Consider the following 24,999-nt stretch of genomic DNA (forward strand, 5'->3'; position numbering starts at 1 on the left):
CCGGCGTAAGGGGTGGTACCCGTCGTTGGGGGACCACCCCTTACCGGCAGGTTATGCGGGGGGTTCAATGGGCCAGATTTATCAGCCCGATCAGGGGACGGCCGGGAGCGCCTGGAAGTGTTTTTCAATGAGGCCCTTGATGTCCTCGTGGCAGCCGCCGCAGCCGGTTCCGGCCCGCGTCGCCTTGGATACTTCAGCCACGGTGGAGCAGCCTTCCCCGACCGCGCCCTGGATGGTTGCCGCGCTGACGCCTGCGCACCGGCACACCGTTCCCGCGGGATCGGATGCCGCCGTTCCCGGCAGCTGGTCCGGCCCGTCCAACCGCAGCAGCAGCGAGCGGTCAGCCGGCAGCTCGGCGCAGCGCTCATAAAGCCCAACAAGCTCGGCGGCCGTGCGCGGCATGCCGACGGCCACCAAACCTTCGAGGACGCCCCCGCGGGTGGTCATCTTGACGTAGCGTCCATGCTCGGGATCTGCCCACTGGGCAATCTGCAGCCGCTCGCGGCCGTTTACTGCACCGGCGGTGAGAACCTCCTCGTCCCAGGGGTCGGCCTGGTTGTCACCCGCCACTGCCATATTCAGCCCGCGTGCCTTGAGGACGATAACGGCGGGCTGCTCGGCCGGCAGTTCAGGCAGCAGTTCGGCGTCGCTTCCGAGGCCGGCGGCAAGGAGGGTGAGGTACCCGGCCAGCCATTCCGCCTGCCTCCAGCCGGGACCCACCAGTCCGGACGGGCCTTTGGCGTTCCGGCAAGCCGCACAGTCCGGGTCCGGGCAACGTACCTCGGCACAGTCACCGATGGCGAAGATATGCGGCTCATGGTGCGCCCGCAGCTGGTGGTCCACCAATATCCCGGTGGACGTGGAAAGCCCGCAGCCCTCCGCCAGTTCCGTACGGGGACGTACGCCGCACGAGATGACCAGGAGGTCCCCGTCGATCGCCGAGCCGTCGTCGAGCAGCAGTGCCGAGAAACCGCCGTCGGGGGCGTTGTGCTCCACCCCGGTGGAGCGGGCATTGCCGGCCATCTTCACCCCGCAGCGCCGCAGCCCGGCCGCCAGCACGGCCCCGCCGCCGTGGTCGATGGTGCGGCCCAGGGGGTGCGGGCCGTTATGGACAACGGTGACGGTGGCACCTTCCTCAGCCGCTGCAAGCGCCGTTTCCAGGCCCAGCACGCCGCCGCCCAGGACCACCACCCGCTTGCCGCCGGCCACCGCCTGCCGCAGCACGTCCGCATCCCGGAGGTCACGCAGTGCCGTGACGCCTGCGGGCAAAACGGGTGAGGCGGGATCCGGGTTGATGCCGGTCAGGTTGGGGATGACCGGACGGGAGCCGGTGGCAAAGACCAGCCGGTCGTAGCGGACGGCCGCGTTGCCGGACAGGAGCACCTGCTGCCGGGCGCGGTCCACGCGGCGCACCCGGGCGCCGAGGCGCACGTCCACCCCCTCGGCAACCAAAGCGGCAGCGTCGGACAGGGCCAGGGCATCTGCGGTGGTGCGGCCCACGCCGAGGTCGGCCACCAGGACGCGGTTGTAGGCGGCCTCGGCTTCCTCGCCCACGACGGTCAGGGCCACCTGCCCGCCGCGCACGGCCGGCAGCAGTTCGTCCACCAGCCGGGACGCCACCGGACCGAATCCCACAATGACTACTCGTTCGCTCATCAGGCCTCCATCGTTTGCAGCACTTTGCCGGTTGGGACGGCGGCCACGGGCCGGACCCACACATTGTTGAACTTGAATTCGGGCATCCCGGAAGTCGGGTCGGTGGCCGCTTCGGTGAGGCGGTTCGCGCTTCCGAGTTCGGGGAAGTGGAACGGCAGGAACACCGTCTCCGGGCGGATGGACGTGCTGAGCCCGGCCCGGCACACCACCTCGCCGAGCTCGTTGGACACCGAGACCAGGGCACCCTCCGTGATGCCCAGTGCGGCGGCCGGCGCAGGGTGGATCTGCACAGTGGCTTCCGGCCGGGCAGCCAGCAGCTCGGGCACCCGCCGGGTCTGCGAGCCGGACTGGTAGTGCTCCAGGAGCCTGCCGGTGATCAGGATCATTTCCTTTGCCGCGGCATCGGGGCTGGCAGCAGGCGTACGACGGCGGCGCGGGGCCACCGGAGCCATTACGGCCTTGCCGTCGGGGTGGGCAAAGCGCTCCCGGAACAGCCGGGGCGTTCCTGTGCCGCCCGCCGGGTAGGGCCAGTAGGCGGCCCCGCCGCGGTCCAGCATCGCGTAGTCGATGCCGGAGTAGTCCGCGGGTCCGCCGGCGGAGGCCCGGCGGAGTTCCTCGAACACGGTTTCCGGGTCCTCGCTGTAGGTGGACGGGGCACCGAGCCGTTCGGCAAGGCGCGCCATGATCCACAGCTCGCTGCGGGCTCCCGCCGGGGGCTGCAGTGCCCGGCGGCGGCGGAGGACCCGGCCTTCCAGGTTGGTAAGCGTGCCCTCCTCTTCGGCCCACTGCAGGACCGGCAGGATCAGGTCCGCTTCGGCGGCGGTCTCAGACATGAAGAAATCACACACCACCAGGAAGTCCAGGCTGCGCATGCCCGCGATGACCGCATTGGCGTCGGGGGAGGCCACCGCGATGTTGGAGGCATGGACGAAAAGGCACCGCACGCCGTCGGGCTTTCCCAGAGACTTCAGCAGCTGCACGGCGGGGAGCCCGGGCCCGGGGATCAGGTCCTCGGGAACACCCCAGACGCCGGCCACGTGGGCGCGGGCGGCGGGATCGGTGATTTTCCGGTAGCCGGGCAGCTGGTCGGCTTTTTGTCCGTGCTCGCGGCCGCCCTGGCCGTTGCCCTGTCCGGTGAGCGTGCCGTAGCCGCTGCGGGCGGATCCGGGCAGGCCCAGCAGGAGGCTGAGGTTGATGGCGGCGGTGGCGGTGTCCGTGCCGTCCACGTGCTGTTCCACGCCGCGGCCGGTGAGGATGTAGCTGCCCCCCCGGCGGGACCCGGCGGCGAGCCTGCGCGCCGTTTCCCGGATGAGGCCGGCCGGGACTCCTGTCAGGGACTGGACCCGTTCAGGCCAGAAGGCGTTGACGCTGCGGGCTACGGCGCTATAGCCGGTGGTGCGCTCTTCGACGTAGGCGGTGTCCACCAGGTTTTCGTGGATGACCACGTGGGAAATGCCCAGCAGCAGGGCCAGATCGGTGCCCGGCAGGGGCTGAAGGTGGATGCCGCCGCCGTCGGCCGTGAAGGCCGCCGTGGCGGACCGGCGCGGATCCACCACAATCAGCCCGCCGGCGTCGCGTGCTCCCTTGAGGTGCTGGACGAAGGGCGGCATGGTCTCGGCCACGTTGGAGCCGAGCAACAGGATGGTGCTCGCGGTGTCGAGGGCTTCCAGGGGAAAGGGCAGTCCGCGGTCCACACCGAAGGCGCGCATCCCGGCGGCCGCAGCGGAGGACATGCAGAACCGGCCGTTGTAGTCGATGCGGGAGGTTCCCAGGGCGAGCCGGGCAAACTTTCCCAGCATGTAGGCCTTCTCGTTGGTGAGGCCGCCGCCACCAAAGACGCCGACGGCGTCAGCACCGTAGCGTGCCCTGGCATCCTTCACTGCGGCTACGGCAAGGTCGAGGGCGCGGTCCCAGCTGATGGGGCGGTGCACGCTGTCCGCACCCTTGAGCAGGGGTTCGGTGACGCGGCCGGCGTGGTTCAGCAGTGTGGGTGAGGTCCAGCCTTTGCGGCACAGGCCGCCACGGTTGGTGGGGAAATCGCGTCCCTGGACGTCGAGGGGCGCCCGGCCGGCGGCGGGGGAGGCCGGAACTGCGGAGAGAGCCACGGGGACTGGCCCCGGCGGGGATGCCGGGGCCAGTTCCGCTGGTGACGTGAGCGTCATGGCGCACTGCAGGGCGCAGTAAGGGCAGTGCGTGTCGGCGCCGTTGGTCATGTTAGACGTGTCCCATCGCATTTCGGTTGGCGTTGCGGATGTAGCAGAACCAGCACACTGCCAGCATCAGGCCGTAGGCGGCCACGAAGCCGTAGAACGCAGGGGTGTAGGAACCGCTGGCGGTGTTGGAGGCGTTGAGCACCTGCGGGATGACAAACCCGCCGTAGGCGCCGATGGCGGAGATCAGGCCCAGGGCCGAGGACGCCAGCCGCTGGGTTGCCACGGAGCTGGCGCCGTTCCTTGCAGCCCTGCTGGAGGTGGCGAAGATGACGGGAATCATGCGGTAGGTAGCGCCGTTGCCGAAGCCGCTGGCGGTGAAGAGCATCAGGAACAGGACCAGGAAGAGCCAGAAGTTCTTCAGCGGCAGTGTCCAGATCATGGTCAGGGTGATCGCCGCCATGGACGCGAACGCTGCAACCGTCATCCTGGCGCCGCCCATCCGGTCCGCCATCCGTCCGCCGTAAGGCCGGGCCAGTGAGCCGACCAGCGGGCCGAGGAACGCGAGGGACAGTGCCACGGTTCCGACCGCGATGGAGGAGAACCCGGGGAAGTAGTCCTTGATGAGTTTGGGGAACACACCCGCAAATCCGATGAACGAGCCGAAGGTGCCAATGTAGAGCAGCGCCATGATCCACAGGTGCGGTTCCTTGAGGGCTGCCACGGAACCGGCGACGTCGCCCTTGGCGCTGGTGAGGTTGTTCATGTACTTCCAGGCGCCGAAGGCGGCCAGGAGAATGAACGGCACCCACATCCAGCCGGCCATCGGCAGGTTCACCGTTCCGGCGGCAAGCACGGTGATGGCGATCGGCACGGCGAGTTGCGCGACGGCGGCACCCAGGTTTCCGCCGGCGGCGTTCAGGCCCAGCGCCCAGCCCTTTTCACGGGCAGGGTAGAAGAAGGTGATGTTGGCCATGGAACTGGCGAAGTTGCCGCCGCCGAAGCCGGCCAGGGCAGCGACGAGGAGCATGACGGCGAACGGTGTTTCCGGGTTGGAGACGCACAATGCCAGGCCGACGGACGGGATCAGGAGGAGGAGCGCGGAGACGATGGTCCAGTTGCGTCCGCCGAAGCGGGGAACCATGAACGTGTAGGGGATGCGGAGCGTGGCACCCACGAGGCTTGGCATTGAGATGAGCCAGAAGATTTCCGACGTGGAGAACGTGAATCCGGCTGCGGGGAGCTGGACCACCACGATGGACCACAGCTGCCAGACCACGAAGCCGAGGAATTCGGCGAAGATGGACCAGTTGAGGTTGCGGCGGGCGATGGAGCGGCCTGCGGATTCCCACTGCTCCTTGTTCTCGGCGTCCCAGTTGGCGATCCAGCGTCCGGGGCGGAATTCAAGGGCGGGGGCGTCTGTGGTGCGGGTAGAGCCGGGCTGTGCGCTGGCGGATGAGGCAAGGGCTGCTGGGTCTTTGGCGTCGTCAAGGTCCAGGGAATTGCCGGTGCCGGCATCAGCGGTGCGGTCGACAGTCACGGGTTACCTCCTTTGGGGGATGTTGTTCCTCCAAGGTAGGGACGGCGCGTTTCACAGACCGACGCGGAGTGTTAACGCGCTGTGACATTTGCCTATCGGCGCCTACCGGACGTTGTTAGGCGCCGATAGCATCTACAGAATGAGACGGACAGCACATGTCCGCATGCTGGACCTTTCGTCCATTGACTGGACCGCCGGAACTAATATTGAACTCTAACTAATTCGAGCCGGAGGCCACCCCTGCATCCGGCCGGTTCTCACGAAAGCGTTTACCTTATGTCTTCCACCGATACCTCCACGGTGCCGGGCCCGCCGCAGCCGGTTAACTCCCGGGGCCGCGTGATCGTGGCCAGCCTCATCGGCACCACGGTCGAGTTCTACGACTTCTACGTCTATGCCACGGCAGCGGTGCTCGTGTTCCCGCAGCTGTTCTTCCCCAGCGCCAATGAAACAACGCAGCTGCTGAGCTCCTTCGCGGTGTTCGGCGTAGCTTTCATCGCCCGGCCGCTGGGCTCGATCGTCTTCGGGCACTTTGGCGACAAGTTCGGCCGCAAGGGCACCCTGGTGGCCTCGCTGCTCACGATGGGTATCGCCACCTTCCTGATCGGCTGCCTGCCCACGGCGCTCGTTCCCGGCTGGGAATTCTGGGCTCCGGCACTGCTGGTGGTCATGCGGTTCGCGCAGGGCCTGGCCCTGGGCGGCGAATGGAGCGGTGCCGCCCTGCTGGCCACCGAAAACGCACCCGCCAACAAGCGCGCCATCTATGGAACCTTCCCCCAGCTTGGCGCCCCGATCGGCTTCATCATTGCCAACGTCATCTTCCTGGTGTTCAGCTACGCGCTGTCTCCGGCCGACTTCATGGCGTGGGGCTGGCGGGTGCCGTTCCTGCTCTCGGCCGTCATGGTCATCATCGGCCTCTACGTGCGCCTCAAGCTGATCGAAACCCCTGCATTCACCAAGGTGATCGAGTCCAACGAGGTGGCCAAGCTGCCCCTGGGCCGCGTTTTCAAGACCAGCTGGCGCCAGCTGATCCTGGGCACGTTCATCATGCTCGCCACCTACGTGCTCTTCTACCTGATGACCACGTTCACGCTGACCTACGGCACCCGCCCCGCCAGCCTCGAAGCTGCCCGCGCCGCTGCCGAGAAGGCCGGCAAGCCCATGACCGAGGCCGCCGCAGCCGCGTTTGTTCCCGGCCTGGGCTACACCCGCAACGATTTCCTCTGGATGCTGATCGCCGGCGTCGTGTTCTTCGGCATCTTCACGCTGGTGTCCGGCCCGCTGGCTGAGAAGTACGGCCGCCGCAAGATGCTGATCGCCGTCACCGCAGGGATCTTCGTGTTCGGCCTGCTGTTCGTTCCCCTGTTCAGCGGCGGATTCATCGGCACCATGGCGCTGCTGGTCATCGGTTTCTCCCTGATGGGCCTCACTTTTGGTCCCATGGGTGCGCTGCTGCCGGAGCTCTTCCCGACAAACGTCCGGTACACCGGTTCCGCCGTCAGCTACAACTTCTCCAGCATCCTCGGCGCTGCGGTGGCTCCGTTCATCGCCGTGGCCCTGTGGGAAGCCGCGGACGGCAGCCCGGGGCTGGTAGGGATCTACCTGACCGCCATGGCCGTGCTGACCCTCATCGCGCTGTTCGTGAGCAAGGAAACCCGCGACGTGGACTACGAAAATAACGTGGCCTGACGCTCCACCCGCGCGTTCCAGTCCGGTTCGTAACCGAGGTGCCCGGTGTGTTCCCCGAGTTCAGGGAAACACACCGGGCATCCGGCTTTTCGGCAAGATATAACCCGGCGGGAAGGGAAGACGGCGGTGTTCCCGGCCATGCAGGGCGTCACCGGGCGTAACGGGCCACGAAGTTGCGGAGGATTTTCATGGGTTCGGTGGCCGTGAACTGCCGGGCCTTTTCCATCAGGTCTTCGGCCGACTCCGGCGGGAAGTAACCGGCATGCCGGTAGATGTCGATGCGTGTGCAGAGGCCTTCGGCGTCAAGTTCCGGGTGGAATTGGGTGGCGTAGAGGTTGCTGCGGATCCGGAACATGTGGACGGGGCAGGCGGCGGAACGGGCGAGCAGGACGGCATGCGGCGGCAAGGTGGTGCAGGCCTCCTTGTGGCCGGTGAATGCGGTAAAGGTCCGGGGGAGACCCTCAAGCAGCGGGTCTTCCAGCCCGGCGTCGGTGAGCTCAATCTCCACGCCGCCCAGCGGTTCGCCATAGGTGCGGTCTATGACGGCGCCCTGGTGGGTGCCGAGGGTTCCCACGCCGTAGCAGGCGCCCAGGAAGGGAAAGTCCATGGCCACCAGCTGGTCCAGGAGGCCTGACAGCTCCCGCTCCACCCGGTGCTGCACCGCGCTTTTCTCTTCCGGCGGGTCGCTGGACGTGAACGGGCTGCCGCCCACGATCACGCCCGAGTAGGAGGACAGGTCCAGGTCCGGCAGCGGTGCTGCCTCCAGGCGGATGCGGTGCAGTTCCTGCGGCTCCAGCCCGCCGTAGCGCAGGTAGGCGGCATACTCGTCCTCGGCGGCGGCATCCTCGGCCCGGGAGGCCAGCAGCAGGAAAGGCAACATCTGCTAAGTGTGCCCGTTCCCGGTGCGGCCTGTCAGCAGGCCGGCGCCCGTCAGCTGCCGGCGGGCTGGCTCAGGGAGCGCCGCGACTGGGGCCGGGCGGCCGGATCGGCGTGCCGGTGCACCAGCTTCCAGTACCCTTCCTCGCGGCGGAAGACGCTCGTTACCCGGAGCGCGAATTCCTCCATGGCCCCGCCGTCCAGCCGGGCACGGAAGTGTTCGGTCTCCACCAGGTAGGCAGTGTCCCGCGCCGTGTAGGAGGTGACGGTGTCGAAGCCCAGCATTTCGCCGTCCTGGAACTGGCGTGCGGCCTGATCCAACCGTGCTTCCACCTGGGCCCAGCCGCGCGCGATGCCGCCAAACGGATTGGCCAGGGTCACATCGTCAAGCCGTGAGTACAGCTCCTTGACCGGGTCCGGGTTGCCCCGGGTGATCTCCGGAACCGCCGCGTGGTAGCGGTCCACCTCTTCCTGGAAGCTGGGTGCGAGCATCTGTGCCTCCGGCGGCTAGTCTTCGATGGTGGCGATGACGGCACCGGCGGCCACTGTTTCGCCGGCTGCGGCGTTCAGGCCGGTGATGGTGCCGGAACGGTGCGCAGTCAGCGGCTGTTCCATCTTCATCGCCTCAAGGACCACAACCAGGTCGCCCTCCGCCACAACGTCGCCGTCGGCCACCGCAACCTTGACGATGGTGCCCTGCATTGGGGAGGCGAGGGCGTTGCCGGTGGCAGCCGCGGGGCCGCCCGAGCGGGAACGCTTCCTGGATTTGGCCGATTTGGCGGCTGCGGGTGAACCGGTGCCGGGGGTACCCAGGGATGCCGGCAGCACGACTTCCAGCCGCTTGCCGCCCACCTCGACCACCACGCGCTGGCGGTCCTCGGCGGTTCCGGCTTCCGCGGCGCCTTCCGGTGTCCAGGCCGGAAGGTTGTTCGTGAACTCGGTTTCAATCCAGCGGGTGTGAACCTTGAACGGTCCCTCTGCCGGCGCGAAGGCGGGGTCGGAGACAACTGCCAGGTCGAAGGGAATGACCGTCGGGATGCCCTCGACCACCATCTCCTCCAGGGCGCGGCGGGCACGCTGCAGGGCCTGCGGCCGGCTGGCCCCGGTAACGATGAGCTTGGACAGCATGGAGTCGAAGTTGCCGCTGATTACGTCGCCCTGTTCAATGCCGGAGTCGATCCGGACGCCGGGGCCGGTGGGGTTCTTCAGCACGCGGATGGTGCCCGGGGCCGGCATGAAGTTCCGGCCCGGGTCCTCGCCGGTGATGCGGAACTCGATGGAGTGGCCGCGGACCTCCGGATCGCCGTAGCCGAGTTCCTCGCCGCGGGCCAGGCGGAACTGTTCACGGACCAGGTCGATGCCGGTCACTTCCTCGGAAACGCAGTGCTCCACCTGGAGCCGGGTGTTCACTTCCAGGAAGGAAATGGTGCCGTCCTGCCCCACAAGGAATTCGCAGGTGCCGGCGCCCAGGTAGCCTGCTTCCTTGAGGATGGCTTTGGAGGCTTCGTAGAGCCGGCGGTTCTGCTCCCCGGTCAGGAACGGGGCGGGTGCTTCCTCCACCAGCTTCTGGTTGCGGCGCTGCAGCGAGCAGTCGCGGGTGGAGACCACCACGACATTGCCGTAGGCATCAGCCAGGCACTGCGTTTCCACGTGGCGGGGGGAATCGAGGAACCGCTCGATGAAGCATTCGCCGCGGCCGAACGCGGCGGTGGCTTCGCGGACGGCGGACTCGTACAGTTCGGGGATTTCCTCGCGGGTGCGGGCAACCTTGATGCCGCGGCCGCCGCCGCCGAAGGCTGCCTTGATGGCGACGGGAAGTCCGTGCTGGTCCACGAAATCCAGGACCTCCTGCGCGGAGGCTACGGGGTCGGCCGTGCCGGGAACCAGGGGAGCGCCCACCTTCTCCGCGATGTGCCGGGCCTGGACCTTGTCACCCAATGCGGAGATGGCCTCCGGCGACGGGCCTATCCAGGTGATGCCCGCCTCGATGACGCGGGCGGCGAACTGGGCGTTCTCGGCCAGGAAGCCGTAACCGGGGTGGATGGCATCCGCGCCGGACTCGAGTGCCGCGTCAATGATCTTGTCCATCACCAGGTAGGACTCGGCAGCGGTGTTGCCGCCCAGGGCGTATGCCTCGTCAGCGAGGCGGACATGCAGGGCGTCGCGGTCCGGGTCGGCGTAGACCGCCACCGAGGCGAGGCCTTCATCGCGGGCGGCGCGGATGATGCGGACCGCGATTTCACCGCGGTTGGCGATCAGCACCTTTGTGAGGCTCGGCTGGGTGTGACGGGCGGACTGCTCCAAATTTGCTGACAAGGCGTCTCCTTCTTTCCTTCAGGGAGCCTAGCGCGCTTTTGGAGGTTCCGCCGATATTACTTGCGGAATCCGCGTGTAAACCGGCAAGGCTTTGTAGGGAAGCTACAAGGCGGGCCGAAAAAGGGGACGGTCACGGCGAGGGCCACAGGTCCGTGATCCGCACGTTGGCGGAGGCGAGGAGCCCGCGTAGGGTGGACACGGAAAGGCCGACGACGGCATGCGGGTCCCCGTCCACTTTGCGGATGAAGGCACCGCCCAGGCCGTCTATGGTGAAGGATCCGGCGCAGTGCAGCGGCTCGCCCGTGGCGATGTATGCGTCGATCTCCGCGGGCTCCATCTCAAGGAAGGACACCTCGGCGGAGGAAACCGCCCCCACCGTGGCACCCGAGCCGGGATCCCCGCCGTCGTCGTCCGGGTCCGTGTCCCGGCAGTCCACCAGCCAGTGCCCCGTGTGCAGCACCCCGGAATTCCCGCTCATCCGCAGCATGCGTTCACGCGCAACATCGGCCGTGTACGGCTTGCCGTGCGCCTCGCCGTCGAACTCGAAAACCGAGTCGCAGCCAAGCACCAGCGCACCCTCCGCCTCCGGAAGCGCCGCAACGGCCTCAGCCTTCGCCCGGGCCAGGAGCAGCGCAGTGTCATGCGGATCCGTGACACCGTACCGGGCCTGCACGGCGTCCTCGTCCACGTCGGAGACGAGGACCGAATGCCTGATGCCGGCCTCGGCCAGGAGCTTGGTGCGGGCAGGGGACTGGGACGCGAGTATCAGGCGGAGCACGCCTCCAGCCTAGTGGACGGAAGCCGGTCTCAGTGGACCAGCACCCCGGCCCGGGGAGCGGCCCCGGCACGGCTGAGCCTGGCGCCTTCCACGTCCACGTCGGGCAGGATCCGGTCCAGCCAGCGGGGCAGCCACCAGGACTTGTCGCCGAGCAGGTACATCACGGCCGGAACGATGGTCATCCGGACCACGAAGGCGTCGAGCAGGACACCGAACGCCATGGCAAAGCCGAGCGGCCGGACCATGGTGAGGTGGCTGAAGATGAAGCCGGCGAACACGCTCACCATGATGATTGCGGCGGCGGTGACCACCGCGGCCGCGTGGCTGAAGCCCACCCGGACCGCTTCCCTGGCCGTGGATCCGTGCATGTAGGCCTCGCGCATGCCGGAGGCGATGAACACCTGGTAGTCCATGGCCAGGCCGAACAGCACGCCGATTAGGATGATGGGCAGGAAGCTCAGCACGGCGCCGGGGTTGGCCACGTCAAAGATGTTCCCCAGCCAGCCCCACTGGTAGACGGCAACCACGGCGCCGAACGCCGCGGCGAGGGAGAGCAGGAAACCGCCCGTGGCGAGCAGCGGCACCACGACGGAGCGGAACACGAGGAGCAGCAGGATCAGGGAAAGGCCGACGACGATCGCCAGGTAGGGCGGCAGGGCGTCACCGAGCTTGGTGGAGACGTCGATGTTGCCTGCGGTCTGGCCGGTCAGGCCCAGCGTGACGCCGTATTCCGACTGGATACCGTTGCTCAGCCCGCGCAGTTCGGATACCACCTGCACCGTGCTGGCGCTGGCCGGGCCTTCTTCAGGGATGACCTGGAAGACGGCGGTTTGGCGGTCGTCACTGAGCGCGACGGGCACGGCCGCCACCACGTTGTCCACGCTGCGCAGCTTGTCGGCCACGTCGTACTGCAGGGTTTGCGCCTGCTGCTCGTCGAGGTTGGCCGGGAATTCGCCCACGGCAATGATGGGGCCGGTGACGCCTTCGCCAAAGCTCCGCGCGGTGAGGTCGTATGCCTGGTAGGCCTCCGAATCCACCGGCTCGGACCCGCCGTCGGGCAGGGCGAGTTGGAGCTGGGTGCCCGGCAGGGCCAACGTGCCCAGCAGGAGGGCGCCGGCAAGCAGGGCCAGGACCGGGTGCCGGGTGACAAGGCCGCCCCAGCCGTGGGTGCTGCGCTCCCGGTCCTTGGCCTCGTCCGCGGCCTCGTGGCCGGGCTCAGCGTTGTGGGCCTCCGCTTTCGCCCAGGTCCGGCGGGAGATGAGCCGGCGGCCGATCAGGGACAGCATGGCCGGGGTCAGCGTGATGGCCACCAGCACTGCCACCGCAACGGTTCCCGCGGCCGCCAGGCCCATGACCGCAAGGAACGGCAGACCGGGCACCACCAGGGCGGCCAGGGCGATGATGACGGTCAGGCCGGCGAACACCACCGCGTTGCCGGACGTGCCGGTGGCACGCGCCACCGACTCCTCCGGATCCATGCCGGCCAGCAGCTGGGTACGGTGCCGGTTGACGATGAACAGGGAGTAGTCAATGCCCACGGCCAGGCCCAGCATCAGCGCGAGCATGGGGGAGATGGAGCTCATGTCGAAAAGGCCGGAGAGCGCGAAGGTGATGCCCACACCGACCCCCACGCCTGCCACTGCCATGAGCAGCGGCAGCCCGGCGGCAACCAGGGTACCCAGCATGATGATCAGGACCAGGGCCGCCACGGCGATGCCGATGATTTCGGCGGCGCCGAAGAGTTCTGAGATGTCCTCCGTGATTTCCTTGCTGGCCAGTGCGGTGACACCGGCTGAGGAAGTCTCATGGGCGATGGCCTGCACCTCGTGGCGGACTTCCGGGCTCAGCCCGTTGATGGAGCTGTTGAACTGCACCTGCGCGACGGCGGCCTGGCCGTCCTCGGACACAAAGCGGATGGCTGAGGAGGCTTCGGACTGGCGCTTGCCCAGTTCCAGCCTGGCCTTGCTTGCTTCCAGCTCTTGTACTCCTGCCTGGAGGCGGGCCTCACCTTCGGCCAGCGTCCTCTTTTGCTGGCCCAGTTGTGCCTCAGTGAGTGCGGCGGGGGCTCCTGCGGCGGCCAGCTGCTGCTCGGCTGCGGCGAGCCGCGCTTTCCCGGACTCGATTTCGGTCCTGGAGGCAGCCAGCTGCGCCTCTCCGGCGGCCAGCTGCTGCTCGCCGTCGGTGATGGCCTGGCCGGCCTGGTCCACCTGGGCCTGGGTGGCAAACGGGTCTACGGTGCCGCGGACGTCCGGCAGGGTCTCCAGCTTCTTCAGGGCGTCGGTGACAGCGGTGCGGCTTTCTTCCGTGAAACCGCCGTCCGGAGCCTGGAAGACAATGGTGGCGGTACCGCCGGACGCAGACGGCAGCTCCTCCTTCAGCTTGTCCGCAATCCGCTGGGTTTCAGTACCGGGAATCTGGAAGTTGTTGGACAGGGTGCCGTGGAATGCGGCAGCGGAACCGCCGACGGCCACCAGGACAGCGAGCCACAGCGAGATGACCAGCCAGCGCCGGCGGTAGGAAAACTTGCCAAGGCGGTACAGCAACAGTGCCATGAGGGGAACCGATCTGATCAGGAGGAGTGGGGGTCTGGTGGGGAAGGGGCAGCAGCTTTCGCGGCCCTGGGTTCCCGGGTGCCGGCCGGCGCCGGGGAGGCGTTGAAGCCGGCTCCGAGCAGCGCCATCGCGTCGATGAGCAGTTGCCGCAGGTCGGCAAGGGAAGCGGGGGAAAGGTCCGGCCCGCGGCGGCTGAACCAGACCTCAAGGGCAGCCTTTCCGCAGGACATGATGGAGCCCGCCAGGGCGCGGATGTAAAGGTCGTCCTGCTCACCGCGCAAGCCGGCGACCCGCTCCCGGGCGATGTCGAAAACCTGCGCCCTGCAGTGGTCCCATGCTTCAAGTTCGGTGTGCGACATGAGGGGGCTCTGCTGCGTCAGCGTGAACAGTTCCGCCAGCGGGGCAATGGCCTTGGGGTCCGCCAGGGCCATCAGGGCGGCCTGGGCAGATTCCAGGACCGGCTCGTCGGCCGGGCGGAGCCGCAACTGCTGGATGGCGTTGTCGAGGAAGGCGTGTGTGATGGAGGCCAGGGCCGCATCGGTGCTGTTGAAGTAATTGAAGAATGTGCGGCGGGAGATTCCGGCGGCCTCGGCGATGTCCTCTGCGGTGAAGTTGCCCGGACCCTTCGCCCGGAGCAGGCCCAGGGCGGCTTCGGTGATGGCGAGGCGCGTGGCGGCTTTGTTGAGTTCGCGCCGGGAGGGGGCAGCGGCTGGTTCTGCCGCCGCCGGGGAAGGGGGTGTCACGCTCTTACACTACGTGCAACTTTGCACTCTGCGCAACTTTCAGGCATGGCTGGATACTGTTCCGAAGGCCTTACGCATGCGGTGGAGCACTGCGTTATCGGCGGTCGCTGACCTGGCACCGAGGGACCCGTAACGCAAGGAAGTCCCCGGGATGGATTCCCGGGGACTTCCTTTGCGTCACACTCTGCCGTTACGCCGCGAAGTTACGCCTTGGCGTCCTGCAGTTCACGGGGTGCGGTGTCCGTGCTGGTTCCGTCGGTGGCTGCAGGCACGTCGCTGTCATCCACGAACGGGGTGCCGTTGCGCGGGGCGTTGTACAGCGATTCGTCCAGGATGCCCTGGCGCTTGGCCACGATGGTGGGGACAAGCGCCTGGCCTGCCACATTCACCGCGGTGCGGCCCATGTCCAGGATGGGATCGACGGCCAGCAGGAGGCCGACGCCGGCCAGCGGCAGTCCCAGTGTGGAAAGGGTCAGCGTGAGCATCACGACGGCGCCGGTGGTTCCTGCAGTTGCCGCGGAACCCAGGACGGAGACGAGGGCGATCAGCAGGTACTGGGTGAAGTCCAGCTGGATGCCGAAGAACTGGGCGACGAAGATGGCTGCGATAGCCGGGTAGATGGCGGCGCAGCCGTCCATTTTGGTGGTGGCGCCCAGCGGTACAGCGAAGGAGGCGTAGCCGCGGGGAACACCCAGGCTGCGCTCTGTCACGCGCTGGGTCAGCGGGAGGGTGCCCACCGACGAGCGGGATACGAAGGCCAGCTGGACGGCGGGCCACACGCCGGAGAAGTACTGCTTGACGGAAAGGCCGTGGGCTCGGACCAGGACCGGGTACACGGCGAAGATCACCATGGCAAGGCCAACGTAGATCGCGAAGGTGAACCTGCCCAGCGAGCCGATGGTGTCCCAACCGTAGACGGCGACGGCGTTGCCGATGAGGCCCACCGTGCCGATTGGGGCGATGCGGATGATCCACCACAGCACCTTCTGGATGACGGCCAGGGCGGAAGCGTTCAGCTTCAGGAAAGGTTCTGCTGCCTGGCCCACCTTGAGTGCGGCGACGCCGACGGCGATGGCAATCACCAGGATCTGGAGGACGTTGAAGCTGACCGAGGTGGTGACGGCGCCGGATTCAGCAACGGTGGAAGTGGCACCGAGGCCGAGGAAGTTCTTGGGAAACAGGCCGACGAGGAAGGACCACCAGTCGCCGGACTTGCCCGAGTACTTTGCTTCCTCGGTGATGCCGGTGTTGGCGCCCGGCTGCAGGAGCACGCCCAAACCGATGCCGATCAGTACGGCGATCAGGGAGGTGATGGCGAACCAGAGCAGGGTGTTCCAGGCCAGCTTCGCGGCGTTGGAGACCTGGCGGAGGTTGGAAATGGAGCTGACAACAGCGGTAAAGATCAGGGGGACGACGGCGGTCTGCAGCAGCGAGACGTAGCTGGAACCGATGGTCTGCAGGGTAGCGCCGAGACCGTTGGGGCTGGCCTTGGTGCTGCCGGTGTACTTGGCCAACAGGCCGAGTCCGAGGCCCACGATGAGGGCGGCGATGATCTGGAAGCCGAAAGATCCAGCCCACTTGGGCAACTGGAACCCGGTCTTCCCTGCGGGTGCGGGGGTGCTTGTCTGAGTGCTCACCCGAATACGGTAGGGCGCATCCAATACCACGTCGAACCAACATTGAGAAATGTTACGCGGGAACATTTCCAGTTATGGTTCAAAAACCGCATAGAATCAAAGGTTATTGGGCGGTATGTTACTTATTCCCAAGTGTGATGTGCTTAATGTCTCGCCAAAGGTGGGCCAAACCCGCTCCGACGTGGCTGTCTTCCGGCAGCGTGCTCCCCACCGGCACCCTAACCTCGCAAGCTCGGCCAGGAAACCCTGCCGGCCTGGGCCCAATAGCGCCCACGGCAGGCCGAGGTGGGGCCGCGGAGCCGAAACTAGGCAAGCAACGCCCGCCGCAGGGTATCGAGTCCAACAGAGCCGATGTTCAAGGCCTTGGTATGGAAGTCCTTGAGGTTGAACCCGGGGCGGGCCTCGAGTTCGGCACGAATCTGTTCCCACAGTCGCTGGCCCACCTTGTAGGAGGGGGCCTGCCCGGGCCAGCCGAGGTACCGGGCGAACTCGAAGTTGAGCTGGCCTTCGCTGATGGGCAGGTTCTGCTTCAGGAAGTCGTACCCCTTGTCCGGGGTCCAGGTGCCGGACCCCCAGCGCGCGGGAACGTCGAGTTCCAGGTGGACGCCGATGTCGAACACCACGCGCGCCGCACGCATCCGCTGCATGTCGAGCATCCCCATGTGGTCGCCGGGGTCGTTGAGGTAGCCCAGCTCCTGCATCAGTTTCTCGGCGTAGAGCGCCCAGCCTTCCCCGTGGCCGGAGGTCCAGCAGACGTTGCGCCGCCACTTGTTGAGCAGCTCGCGCCGGTAGGTGGCGGTGGCAACCTGGAGGTGATGCCCGGGGACGCCCTCGTGGTAAACCGTGGTGGTCTCGGCCCACGTGGTGAAGGTGTCCTCGCCGGCCGGGACGGACCACCACATGCGGCCGGGCCGGCTGAAGTCGTCCGACGGGCCGGTGTAGTAGATGCCGCCCTCGTCGGTGGGCGCGATCAGGCACTCCAGCTTTTTCATGACATCCGGGATGTCGAAGTGTACGCCGGCGAGGGCGGCGACGGCGTTATCGGAGAGGTCCTGCATCCATTCCCGCAGGGCGGCGGTGCCCTTCAGCTGCCGTGCAGGATCGTTGTTGAGGATTTCCTTGGCCTCGGCAATGCTGGCGCCTGCCTTGATGGTGGCGGCAACCTGCTCCTGCTCCGCGATCAGGCGGTCGAGTTCCTCCACGCCCCATGCGTAGGTTTCCTCCAAATCGACCGTGGCGCCCAGGAAGGACCGTGAGGCCAGTGCGTAACGCGAGCGGCCCACGGCGTCCTTCTCGGGCGCTGCGGGGAGCAGTTCCGTGCGGAGGAATTCGGCAAGGGAGGTGTAGGCGCGGCGGGCGGCGACGGAACCGCCGTCGAGCTTTTGCTGCACGTGGGCGCCCAGCGGACCTGCCGGGGTGGCGGCGCTCGCGGCCAGCTTCGCGAAGAAGCCGTCCTCCGCGGCGTACTTGCCTGCCTGTTCGATGACGATCTTCACCTGCCGGGCCGCTGCCACGCGGCCGGCGTCGCGGGCTTCGCGGAGCGATTCGATATAACCCGCGATGGCGCCCGGGACATTGTGGGCCCGCCCGGCGATGTTGGCCCAGTCCTGTTCTGTTGCGGTGGGCATCAGGTCGAAGATGGCGCGGATGTCCTGGGCGGGGGAGGCGATGTTGTTCAGGTCCGCGTATTCCCAGCCCGAGGCATGGATCAGCAGCTGCAGCCCCAAGCGCTCCTGCATTGCGTCCACGGTGACGGCGTCTACGTCGTCCTCAGGCTCCAGTCCTTCAAGGTCCAGCAGCGCCTTGCGGGCGGCCTCGGCGAACTCTGCGATTCCGGCCGGGGAAAAGTCCTGGTATTCGGTCTCATGCCCGGGCACCCCCAAAGTGGTGGCGAACGACGGGTTCAGCCGGATGAGCGTGTCCGTGTAGGCATCCGCGACAGCGTCGATCCGGGTGCGCGGTCGGGTGGCAGGAGCAGTCTCGGTAGTCACCTCCCGAGACTAACGGGGGCAGGATGGTTAGGAAAGCATCCCGCCTGCCCGCCGTGTCAGCCGCGGCTCCGCTTCCAGGCCCCGGGTCCGGGTGTGGGGGCAAGCCTCAGCTGCTGCCGGCGTACCCAGTGCCGGACGCTCGGCCGGGTTTCCCCGGCGGGTGCGGATCCGCCCAGGGAGAGTACGACGGCGGTCAGCGCGGCGAGCTCCTCAGGGCTCGGCTGTCCCTTCACAACAGAAAAGAGGGGAGTCTCGGCAGGCTCAACCGCCGGTGGGGTTCCGGCGGGCTCAGTAGCGGGGTTTGCAGGTTCTACCATCAGCGTTTCCATCCTTTACAGCGGGATGTTTCCGTGCTTCTTGGCGGGCAGGCTGGCGCGCTTGTCGCGCAGGGCGCGGAGTCCCTTGATGATCTGGATCCTGGTGTCGGAGGGGGCGATCACAGCGTCGACGTATCCGAGCTCTGCTGCCTGGTAGGGGTTGAGGAGTTCCTCCTCGTACTGGCGGATGACTTCCGCACGCCGGGCCTCGACGTCACCGCCGGCTTCCGCTACTGCTGCGAGGTCGCGGCGGTAGAGGATGTTGACGGCACCCTGGGCACCCATCACGCCGATCTGTGCCGTCGGCCAGGCCAGGTTGAGGTCGGCGCCGAGCTTCTTGGAGCCCATCACGATGTAGGCACCGCCATACGCCTTGCGGGTGATCACCGTGAGCTTGGGAACTGTGGCCTCGGCGTAGGCGTAAAGCAGCTTCGCGCCGCGGCGGATGATGCCCTGGAACTCCTGGTCCTTGCCGGGCAGGAAGCCGGGCACGTCCACGAGCGTGATGATGGGGATGTTGAAGGCGTCGCAGTGGCGGACGAACCGGGCCGCTTTCTCGGATGCGGCAATATCCAGGGTGCCGGCGAACTGCAGCGGCTGGTTGGCCACGATGCCCACCGTGTGGCCCTCCACCCGCCCGTAACCGATCATCACGTTGGGGGCGTAGAGCGCCTGCATTTCCAGGAAGTGCCCGTCGTCGACAATTTGCTCAACGACCCCACGCATGTCGTAGGGCTGGTTGGCCGAATCAGGGATCAGGGTGTCGAGGGCGAGGTCGTCATCGTCAAGCTCCAGCTCCTGGCTGTGCTCCATGACCGGGGCCTCGGACAGATTGTTCGAAGGCAGGAAGTCCAGCAGCTCGCGCACGAATTCGATGGCGTCGCTTTCGTCTGACGCGAGGTAGGTGGAGGTGCCGGTGGTCGCGTTGTGCTGGCGGGCGCCGCCAAGCGTCTCCATGTCCACGTCCTCGCCCGTGACGGTCTTGATGACGTCCGGGCCGGTGATAAACATGTGCGAGGTCTTGTCCACCATCACCACGTAGTCGGTGAGGGCGGGGGAGTAGGCCGCACCGCCCGCGGACGGGCCCATGATCATGGAGATCTGCGGGACAACGCCGGAAGCGTGGACGTTGTTGCGGAAGATGTCCGCGAACATGGCCAGCGAGGCTACGCCTTCCTGGATGCGCGCACCGCCGCCATCGAGGATGCCGACCACGGGGCAGCCGTTGCGCAGGGCAAATTCCTGGACCTTGACGATCTTCTCGCCGTTGACCTGGCTCAAGGAACCGCCGTAGACAGAGAAATCCTGGCTGTAGACGGCCACGAGGCGTCCGTCCACCGTGCCGTAACCGGAGACCAGGCCGTCGCCAAGGGGCTTCTTTTTGTCCATGCCAAAGGCGGTGGAACGGTGTACCGCAAGCGCGTCAAACTCCACGAACGAGTCCTCGTCCAGCAGCAGTTCGATCCGTTCGCGGGCGGTGTTCTTGCCGCGCGCATGCTGTTTTTCGATCGCTTCGGGGCCGGAGGGCTGTTCGGCACGGGCCTGCCGCTCGCGGAAATCGGCAATCTTTCCCGCTGTTGTGGTCAGATCGTGGCTCATCAGGTATCTCCGGCTCTGTTGCAAATGTGTTCTCTGGCGCTTCCGTTGCTGGCGGGTTTGAGTCGCAGCGGGCTTTAAGTAGCTTCCGCACAAAAGACGAACCCTGCTGGCAAGTCTAGTGACGGTTTCAGCACCCGCCGCTGTAGGGAACCTACAATTTTCTGCCGCGCCTCCACCCGCACCCGTATGTTACTGATGGGTAACTTGACTGGGTTACAGTAATCGCATGACCTCGAGCAACGACGCCGTGCATGCCGCTGCCACCCCGTACCGGGCCTCCGGATCACTTAACGGGAAAACGATCCTCATCTCCGGCGGAAGCCGCGGCATTGGCCTGGCCATTGCCGTCCGCGCCGCCAGGGACGGCGCCAATATCGTCCTGATGGCCAAGACGGGGAAGCCGCATCCCAAGCTCGCCGGAACGGTCCATACCGCGGCCCGGGAAGTTGTCGGGACCGGCGGCCAGGCGCTGCCCCTGGTGGGCGACGTGCGCAGGGACGAGGACGTTGCCCACGCAGTGGAAGCCGCAGTGCAGCACTTTGGCGGCATCGACGTCGTGATCAACAACGCGTCCGCCATCGATTTGTCCCGGACCGCCGACGTGGACATGAAAAAGTATGACCTCATGCAGGACATCAACGTCCGCGGCACCTTCCTGCTCTCCAAGCTGGCACTGCCCGCGCTGCGCGCATCAGGCGAGGGCCATATCCTTACCCTCTCGCCGCCCCTGAACCTCGACCCCGCCTGGGCCGGGAAACACCTCGCATACACCATGGCGAAGTACGGGATGAGCTTGACCACGCTCGGACTGGCCGAGGAACTGAAGGCCGACGGTATCCGCGTCAACTCGCTGTGGCCCTGCACCCTTATTGATACCGCGGCCATTCGCAACATGCCGCATGGCGCTGTGATGGCCGAGGCAGCGCGCGGCCCGCAAATCATGGCGGACGCCGCCCACGCCATCCTGACCGGAGGCAACCTGGCCGCGGGCGGCGCGCCGAGCGGCAACTTCTATACGGACGAACAGGTCCTTGCGGCAGCGGGCGTGCAGGATTTCCGCCCGTACAGCCTGGGAGTGCCGGAAGACCAGCTGGTTCCGGACATCTTCCTTTAGCCGGCCCCCGCACGCCTTCCCGGTGCCAAAGGCCCTGCTCCTCCGGGAACGGATTGGCTCGCTAGGATTTAGGCATGGAAGACGCACACGACCCGGGCACTCCGCTGAACCGATGGGACCTGGATGACCAGCGCTTCCTGTCCGCGGCCGGTATACCCCGCATGGATGTGGTGGACTCCACCGGATCCACCAACGCCGACCTCCTCCGCGCGGTAACCGTGGAGCCCAAGGCATGGCCGGACATGTCGGTGCTGACGGCCGAGTACCAGACGGCGGCCAGGGGGCGCCTGGACCGGCACTGGGAAGCCCCGCCGCTGAGCTCCATCTCCGTCTCAGTGGTCCTGCGGCCCGTGAACGCCGATGGCAGGCCGCTGCCCACACACAGCTACTCGTGGCTTTCGCTGATCGCTGCCCTGGCGCTGCGCGGGACACTCCTGGAAACCGCCGGCCTTCCCGCTGAGCTGAAGTGGCCCAACGATGTCCTGGTGCGCGGCCGCAAGATCGCCGGCATCCTGGCGCAGCTGGGCCCCATGGCGGACGGAAACGTCCCGCCCGTCATCCTGGGAACAGGCCTCAATGTCACGCTGCGCGAGGGCGAACTGCCGGTGCCTACCGCCACCTCCGTTGCGTTGGAGGGCGCCCGCACCACAGACCGGACCCTGCTGCTGAAAAGCTACCTCTCACATTTCTCCCTGCTCTACCGGAGCTTCTGCAACGCCGACGGCGACCCGGCGGCGGGAATGGCCGGCGGGCCGTCACTCCATAAGCGGGTGGAAGCGGTCATGGCCACATTGGGCAAACAGGTCCGGGCGCAGCTTCCGGGCGACCACGAAATCATCGGACACGCTTCCCGCCTGGACGAGTACGGATCCCTGCTGGTGGTGGACCGGGAGTCACGGGAGCATGTAGTGACCGCCGGCGACGTGGTCCACCTGCGCCCGTGGACTTCCCCCGGCGATGCGGGTGAAGGCGGGTATGCGTAAAGACCTCGTACCGGGCGAGCAGGTGATTGTCACCACCCGCCCGCAGCCGAGGAAGCTGGCCGGAGCGGCTCTCGCCTTCATCGTCTCGCCGGCGCTCGCAGCCTTCGCTTCGGCCTGGATCCTCCGTGGAGAGGTCCGCCGGCATGTTCCCTTCATTGCCGCGCAGTGGAACCCCTGGCTTGTGGCGGCCTGCATCGGCGGGGCGGCCTGGGTGTGGCTGGGCTATTGCCTGCCGCGGCTGCTGCGCTGGCATGGCACGCGCTACACCCTTACCAGCCGCAGGATAATGGCCAGGTACGGGCGGCTGAAGCGGCGGGACCAGCAGGTTCCCCTCGCCTGGATCCGCAACCTGACTGTCCACGAATCGCTGCTGCAACGCCTCCTGCGCTCGGGGAATATATCCTTGGAAACCGGGCAGCAGGGCGTGGTGACTTTCCAGGACGTGCCGGAGGTTGCCCGGTTCCGGGAATACATCCTTGATGCCATCGGGGAACTGCCGGACGACCGTGATGTCCAGCCGGACGGCACAACGCACTACCCCGACGGGGCTTTGCCGTGGGAAATGAGAGAAGGTGGACGGGATGACCGATGAGGACCAGCAGGAACGCGTCGACGCCGTTGCGCCGCCGCCCGCTGCGGACCCCAACCCCGCCACCGGTGCCATGTCCGCCGAACGGCTTGCCATGAAAGCGCTGGAGTCGCGGCTTCTGGGCGGCGAACGCAAGCTCCGCCGTCGCGAAGTCGCGGCCGGCGCGGGGCTCTCACTGCTGTCCGCGCGGAAACTTTGGCGCGCCCTGGGTTTTCCCAATTTCGGTGACGAAGACGTGGCTTTCACCGAACGCGACCAGGCGGCCCTCTCCACCGTGGTGGACCTGGTCCGCTCCGGAAAGCTGACCGAGGAAGCGGCCATCTCGGTCACGCGCGCCATCGGCCAGATGACGGACCGCATGGTGGTCTGGCAAATCGAGGCGCTGGTGGAGGACATGGTCCACGAACAAGGCGTTACGGACGCCGTGGCCCGCAAACGCCTGGTCAATGAGCTGCCCGCCCTGGTGGACTCGCTCGAGGAAGTGCTGCTGTACTCCTGGCGCCGCCAGCTCAACGCCGGGGTACAGCGGCTTGCCGTCCGCGCCGAAGCCGGCCTGCAGGCCAGTGAAGAAGGGCGGGAAGGAGACGAGGACGACGCCCCCCTGCCGCTCGCGCGGGCCGTCGGATTCGCGGACCTGGTGTCCTACACCAGCCTGTCCCGCCGCATGAACGAGAAAACGCTGGCCCGGCTGGTCCAGCGGTTCGAAAACAAGTGCGCGGAAATCATCTCCGTCGGCGGCGGCCGGCTGGTCAAGACCGTCGGGGACGAAGTCCTGTACATCGCAGAAACCCCGGCAGCCGGCGCCGAGATCTCGCTGGCCCTCGCCCAGGCGTTCACGGAGGACGAGATCCTGCCGGAAGCCCGCGTGGCCATGGTATGGGGCAGGATCCTGTCCAGGCTGGGAGACATCTACGGTCCTACCGTTAACCTGGCTGCCAGGCTCACCAGCCTCGCCGATCCCGGAACGGTCCTGATCGACTCCATGACCGCTTCCGCCCTGGAACGGGACGAGCGCTTTGTGATGGTGCCCCAGCCGCCGGAAAACGTCCGCGGCTTCGGCGAGATCCGGCCCGTCCGGCTCACCCGCGGCCTTGGCAAGGGGCTGGTCCTGGATTGACGGCAGAAGTCAGTCTGGCATCACAACCGCCGGAACAGGGCCAGGAGCGCGGTAATTTTGCCAAATGCGTGCCACTCCAGGGGGAGGAACGGGTATGGCAACAAACCTTCAGCTTGTTCCGCCGACGGCGGGCCAGCGGCCCCGTCAATGATTTCCTGCCGCCGTTTGCGGTCCTGCCCGCCGTCTTCGACCCCGGCCGACGCACCGCACTGGTGCCTGGCGTCCCCAGCTTTGTCACCCCGGAATATGGCGTTCCTTGTGGAGACCGAACCTTCTACCCAGGACAGGTATGATCAAACAGCCCGCCAACGAACCCTCCTCCACCAGGCAGCAGCGGGGGCAGGGCCTCCAGCTCACCTATGGGTATGGTACGGACCGGGGACTGCGCAGAGAGCTGAACGAGGACTCGTACATCGCCTCGGATCCCGTCTTCGCCGTCGCGGATGGGATGGGCGGCCACGAGGCAGGGGAGATCGCAAGCGGCATGTGTATCCGCGCCCTTGCCGCCATGCCCCAGCTGACCACCGGCGACCGTACGGCTACGGCAGCGGTCCTGCAGCAGTACCTTGCTTATGCCGACGACTCTATCCGGGAAGCCACCGGGGCGCGCGCCGGCACCACCCTGACCGGCGCCGTAGTTTTGGAGCAGATGGGCCTGCCATACTGGCTGGTCATGAACATCGGCGATTCGCGGACCTACCGCCTCAGCCGGGACCGGCTGGAGCAAATCAGCGTTGACCACTCCGAAGTCCAGGAGCTCGTAGACGCCGGGAAAATCACGGCACAGCAGGCCCGCGTCCATCCGCGCCGCCACGTGGTCACCCGCGCCCTGGGAACCGGGGATGAGACCGAGGTGGACTACTGGCTGTTCCCTGTGGAAGAAGGGGATCGCATTATGGTTTGCTCCGACGGGCTCACGTCGGAAGTGGACGACGAGCACATCTTTCACATCCTCGCCACGGAGGGGCAGCCGCAGGAAGCCGTGGACGCACTGATTCAGGCGGCGCTGCGCAATGGCGGTAGCGACAACGTCACAGTGATCGTGGTGGACGCCCGGAACGTCCTGTACGACGACGGCGCCGCCACCACGCTGCCCCGGCGCGACGCCGCTGCAGAGGACGAAACAACACTGCAGTGAATGGAAGTAGCCGGCAATGGTCGCCGCAGCGTGGGATGCAGGGCACGGACGAAAACAGGGAGCCTGGTGGCCGGCACAAGGCAGGTCCCGGATTCTGGCGGGCTGTGCATCCTTGAGAGTTGCCGCCCACCACGTCGGAACCGGAGGCTTCGTCCTCCCCGGCCCAAGCCCCTGCATCCCCCGTTGCCGGCGTTCACAAAGGGAAAGGATCCGG

19 protein-coding genes are annotated in these 24,999 nt (G+C 66.9%); 6 read left to right on the forward strand and 13 right to left on the reverse strand.

The window, feature by feature from the left end; genetic code table 11:
• Positions 1 to 90: 90 nt before the first annotated feature.
• From ACLH0K_RS06160 to ACLH0K_RS06170, 3 genes are read right to left on the reverse strand one after another with little or no spacing between them, the layout of a single operon-like run.
• Positions 91 to 1,656 carry an FAD-dependent oxidoreductase gene (locus ACLH0K_RS06160; protein ID WP_411375935.1) on the reverse strand — a complete coding sequence of 522 codons (1,566 nt, stop codon included), beginning with the start codon at positions 1,654 to 1,656 and terminating at the stop codon, positions 91 to 93.
• Positions 1,656 to 3,869, reverse strand: coding sequence for a molybdopterin oxidoreductase family protein (locus ACLH0K_RS06165; protein ID WP_411375936.1), 2,214 nt, complete (start codon positions 3,867 to 3,869; stop codon positions 1,656 to 1,658). The genes ACLH0K_RS06160 and ACLH0K_RS06165 overlap by 1 nt, the downstream gene beginning before the upstream one ends.
• A 1-nt stretch (position 3,870) precedes the next feature.
• Complete coding sequence (locus ACLH0K_RS06170; protein ID WP_411375937.1) at positions 3,871 to 5,346, reverse strand: MFS transporter; 1,476 nt, start codon at positions 5,344 to 5,346, stop codon at positions 3,871 to 3,873.
• A 276-nt stretch (positions 5,347 to 5,622) separates the two neighbouring features.
• On the opposite strand from ACLH0K_RS06170, the gene ACLH0K_RS06175 reads away from it, so the two are divergent.
• Positions 5,623 to 7,035 (forward strand): MFS transporter, encoded by a 1,413-nt coding sequence (locus ACLH0K_RS06175; RefSeq protein ID WP_411375938.1) that lies wholly within the window; start codon positions 5,623 to 5,625, stop codon positions 7,033 to 7,035.
• 148 nt (positions 7,036 to 7,183) lie between these two features.
• Here ACLH0K_RS06175 and ACLH0K_RS06180 read toward each other — a convergent pair whose 3' ends face one another.
• The 10 genes from ACLH0K_RS06180 to ACLH0K_RS06225 all read right to left on the reverse strand — a co-directional run bounded on the left by ACLH0K_RS06180 (position 7,184) and on the right by ACLH0K_RS06225 (position 19,844).
• Entirely contained in the window at positions 7,184 to 7,915 is a 732-nt protein-coding gene (locus tag ACLH0K_RS06180) for a glutamine amidotransferase (protein ID WP_411375939.1), read from the reverse strand.
• Between the two features lie 50 nt (positions 7,916 to 7,965).
• Positions 7,966 to 8,403, reverse strand: a complete 438-nt coding sequence (locus tag ACLH0K_RS06185; RefSeq protein WP_411375940.1) for a YybH family protein — start codon at positions 8,401 to 8,403, stop codon at positions 7,966 to 7,968.
• Between the two features lie 15 nt (positions 8,404 to 8,418).
• Positions 8,419 to 10,227: an acetyl/propionyl/methylcrotonyl-CoA carboxylase subunit alpha gene (locus tag ACLH0K_RS06190; RefSeq protein ID WP_411375941.1), complete on the reverse strand. Its 1,809-nt coding sequence runs from the start codon at positions 10,225 to 10,227 to the stop codon at positions 8,419 to 8,421.
• A gap of 130 nt (positions 10,228 to 10,357) precedes the next feature.
• Positions 10,358 to 11,005, reverse strand: a complete 648-nt coding sequence (locus ACLH0K_RS06195) for a Maf family protein (RefSeq protein ID WP_411375942.1) — start codon at positions 11,003 to 11,005, stop codon at positions 10,358 to 10,360.
• A gap of 29 nt (positions 11,006 to 11,034) precedes the next feature.
• Entirely contained in the window at positions 11,035 to 13,557 is a 2,523-nt protein-coding gene (locus ACLH0K_RS06200; protein ID WP_411375943.1) for an MMPL family transporter, read from the reverse strand.
• Between the two features lie 17 nt (positions 13,558 to 13,574).
• On the reverse strand, positions 13,575 to 14,300 hold the full coding sequence (locus tag ACLH0K_RS06205; protein WP_411375944.1) for a TetR/AcrR family transcriptional regulator: 726 nt from the start codon (positions 14,298 to 14,300) through the stop codon (positions 13,575 to 13,577).
• Positions 14,301 to 14,503: 203 nt separating this feature from the next.
• Complete coding sequence (locus tag ACLH0K_RS06210; RefSeq protein ID WP_411375945.1) at positions 14,504 to 15,937, reverse strand: dicarboxylate/amino acid:cation symporter; 1,434 nt, start codon at positions 15,935 to 15,937, stop codon at positions 14,504 to 14,506.
• A 305-nt stretch (positions 15,938 to 16,242) separates the two neighbouring features.
• On the reverse strand, positions 16,243 to 17,928 hold the full coding sequence (locus ACLH0K_RS06215) for a DUF885 domain-containing protein (RefSeq protein ID WP_411375946.1): 1,686 nt from the start codon (positions 17,926 to 17,928) through the stop codon (positions 16,243 to 16,245).
• A 56-nt stretch (positions 17,929 to 17,984) separates the two neighbouring features.
• Positions 17,985 to 18,245, reverse strand: a complete 261-nt coding sequence (locus ACLH0K_RS06220; protein WP_411375947.1) for an acyl-CoA carboxylase subunit epsilon — start codon at positions 18,243 to 18,245, stop codon at positions 17,985 to 17,987.
• 15 nt (positions 18,246 to 18,260) lie between these two features.
• Complete coding sequence (locus ACLH0K_RS06225; protein WP_411375948.1) at positions 18,261 to 19,844, reverse strand: acyl-CoA carboxylase subunit beta; 1,584 nt, start codon at positions 19,842 to 19,844, stop codon at positions 18,261 to 18,263.
• A 226-nt stretch (positions 19,845 to 20,070) separates the two neighbouring features.
• Here ACLH0K_RS06225 and ACLH0K_RS06230 point away from each other — a divergent pair, with 226 nt between their 5' ends.
• The 5 genes from ACLH0K_RS06230 (at position 20,071) to ACLH0K_RS06250 (ending at position 24,785) form a co-directional block, all read left to right on the forward strand.
• Complete coding sequence (locus ACLH0K_RS06230) at positions 20,071 to 20,958, forward strand: SDR family oxidoreductase (protein ID WP_411375949.1); 888 nt, start codon at positions 20,071 to 20,073, stop codon at positions 20,956 to 20,958.
• 74 nt (positions 20,959 to 21,032) lie between these two features.
• Positions 21,033 to 21,941: a biotin--[acetyl-CoA-carboxylase] ligase gene (locus ACLH0K_RS06235; protein ID WP_411375950.1), complete on the forward strand. Its 909-nt coding sequence runs from the start codon at positions 21,033 to 21,035 to the stop codon at positions 21,939 to 21,941.
• Positions 21,934 to 22,533 carry a PH domain-containing protein gene (locus tag ACLH0K_RS06240; RefSeq protein ID WP_411375951.1) on the forward strand — a complete coding sequence of 200 codons (600 nt, stop codon included), beginning with the start codon at positions 21,934 to 21,936 and terminating at the stop codon, positions 22,531 to 22,533. The genes ACLH0K_RS06235 and ACLH0K_RS06240 overlap by 8 nt, the downstream gene beginning before the upstream one ends.
• Positions 22,523 to 23,647: an adenylate/guanylate cyclase domain-containing protein gene (locus ACLH0K_RS06245; RefSeq protein ID WP_411375952.1), complete on the forward strand. Its 1,125-nt coding sequence runs from the start codon at positions 22,523 to 22,525 to the stop codon at positions 23,645 to 23,647. Before ACLH0K_RS06240 ends, ACLH0K_RS06245 begins: the two co-directional genes overlap by 11 nt.
• Before the next feature lie 289 nt (positions 23,648 to 23,936).
• On the forward strand, positions 23,937 to 24,785 hold the full coding sequence (locus ACLH0K_RS06250) for a PP2C family protein-serine/threonine phosphatase (RefSeq protein WP_411375953.1): 849 nt from the start codon (positions 23,937 to 23,939) through the stop codon (positions 24,783 to 24,785).
• The last annotated feature ends 214 nt before the right edge of the window (positions 24,786 to 24,999 follow it).

Source organism: Arthrobacter sp. MPF02 (genome assembly GCF_046605375.1).
Lineage (GTDB): Bacteria > Actinomycetota > Actinomycetes > Actinomycetales > Micrococcaceae > Arthrobacter.

What these genes read in the sequence shown, in the direction of transcription:
- ACLH0K_RS06160 (WP_411375935.1), bottom strand. Translation starts at nt 1,656, where the DNA reads ATGAGCGAACGAGTAGTCATTGTGGGATTCGGTCCGGTGGCGTCCCGG.
- ACLH0K_RS06165 (WP_411375936.1), bottom strand. Translation starts at nt 3,869, where the DNA reads ATGACCAACGGCGCCGACACGCACTGCCCTTACTGCGCCCTGCAGTGC.
- ACLH0K_RS06175 (WP_411375938.1), top strand. Translation starts at nt 5,623, where the DNA reads ATGTCTTCCACCGATACCTCCACGGTGCCGGGCCCGCCGCAGCCGGTT.
- ACLH0K_RS06180 (WP_411375939.1), bottom strand. Translation starts at nt 7,915, where the DNA reads ATGTTGCCTTTCCTGCTGCTGGCCTCCCGGGCCGAGGATGCCGCCGCC.
- ACLH0K_RS06185 (WP_411375940.1), bottom strand. Translation starts at nt 8,403, where the DNA reads ATGCTCGCACCCAGCTTCCAGGAAGAGGTGGACCGCTACCACGCGGCG.
- ACLH0K_RS06200 (WP_411375943.1), bottom strand. Translation starts at nt 13,557, where the DNA reads ATGGCACTGTTGCTGTACCGCCTTGGCAAGTTTTCCTACCGCCGGCGC.
- ACLH0K_RS06220 (WP_411375947.1), bottom strand. Translation starts at nt 18,245, where the DNA reads ATGGTAGAACCTGCAAACCCCGCTACTGAGCCCGCCGGAACCCCACCG.
- ACLH0K_RS06225 (WP_411375948.1), bottom strand. Translation starts at nt 19,844, where the DNA reads ATGAGCCACGATCTGACCACAACAGCGGGAAAGATTGCCGATTTCCGC.
- ACLH0K_RS06230 (WP_411375949.1), top strand. Translation starts at nt 20,071, where the DNA reads ATGACCTCGAGCAACGACGCCGTGCATGCCGCTGCCACCCCGTACCGG.
- ACLH0K_RS06235 (WP_411375950.1), top strand. Translation starts at nt 21,033, where the DNA reads ATGGAAGACGCACACGACCCGGGCACTCCGCTGAACCGATGGGACCTG.
- ACLH0K_RS06240 (WP_411375951.1), top strand. Translation starts at nt 21,934, where the DNA reads ATGCGTAAAGACCTCGTACCGGGCGAGCAGGTGATTGTCACCACCCGC.
- ACLH0K_RS06245 (WP_411375952.1), top strand. Translation starts at nt 22,523, where the DNA reads ATGACCGATGAGGACCAGCAGGAACGCGTCGACGCCGTTGCGCCGCCG.
- ACLH0K_RS06250 (WP_411375953.1), top strand. Translation starts at nt 23,937, where the DNA reads ATGATCAAACAGCCCGCCAACGAACCCTCCTCCACCAGGCAGCAGCGG.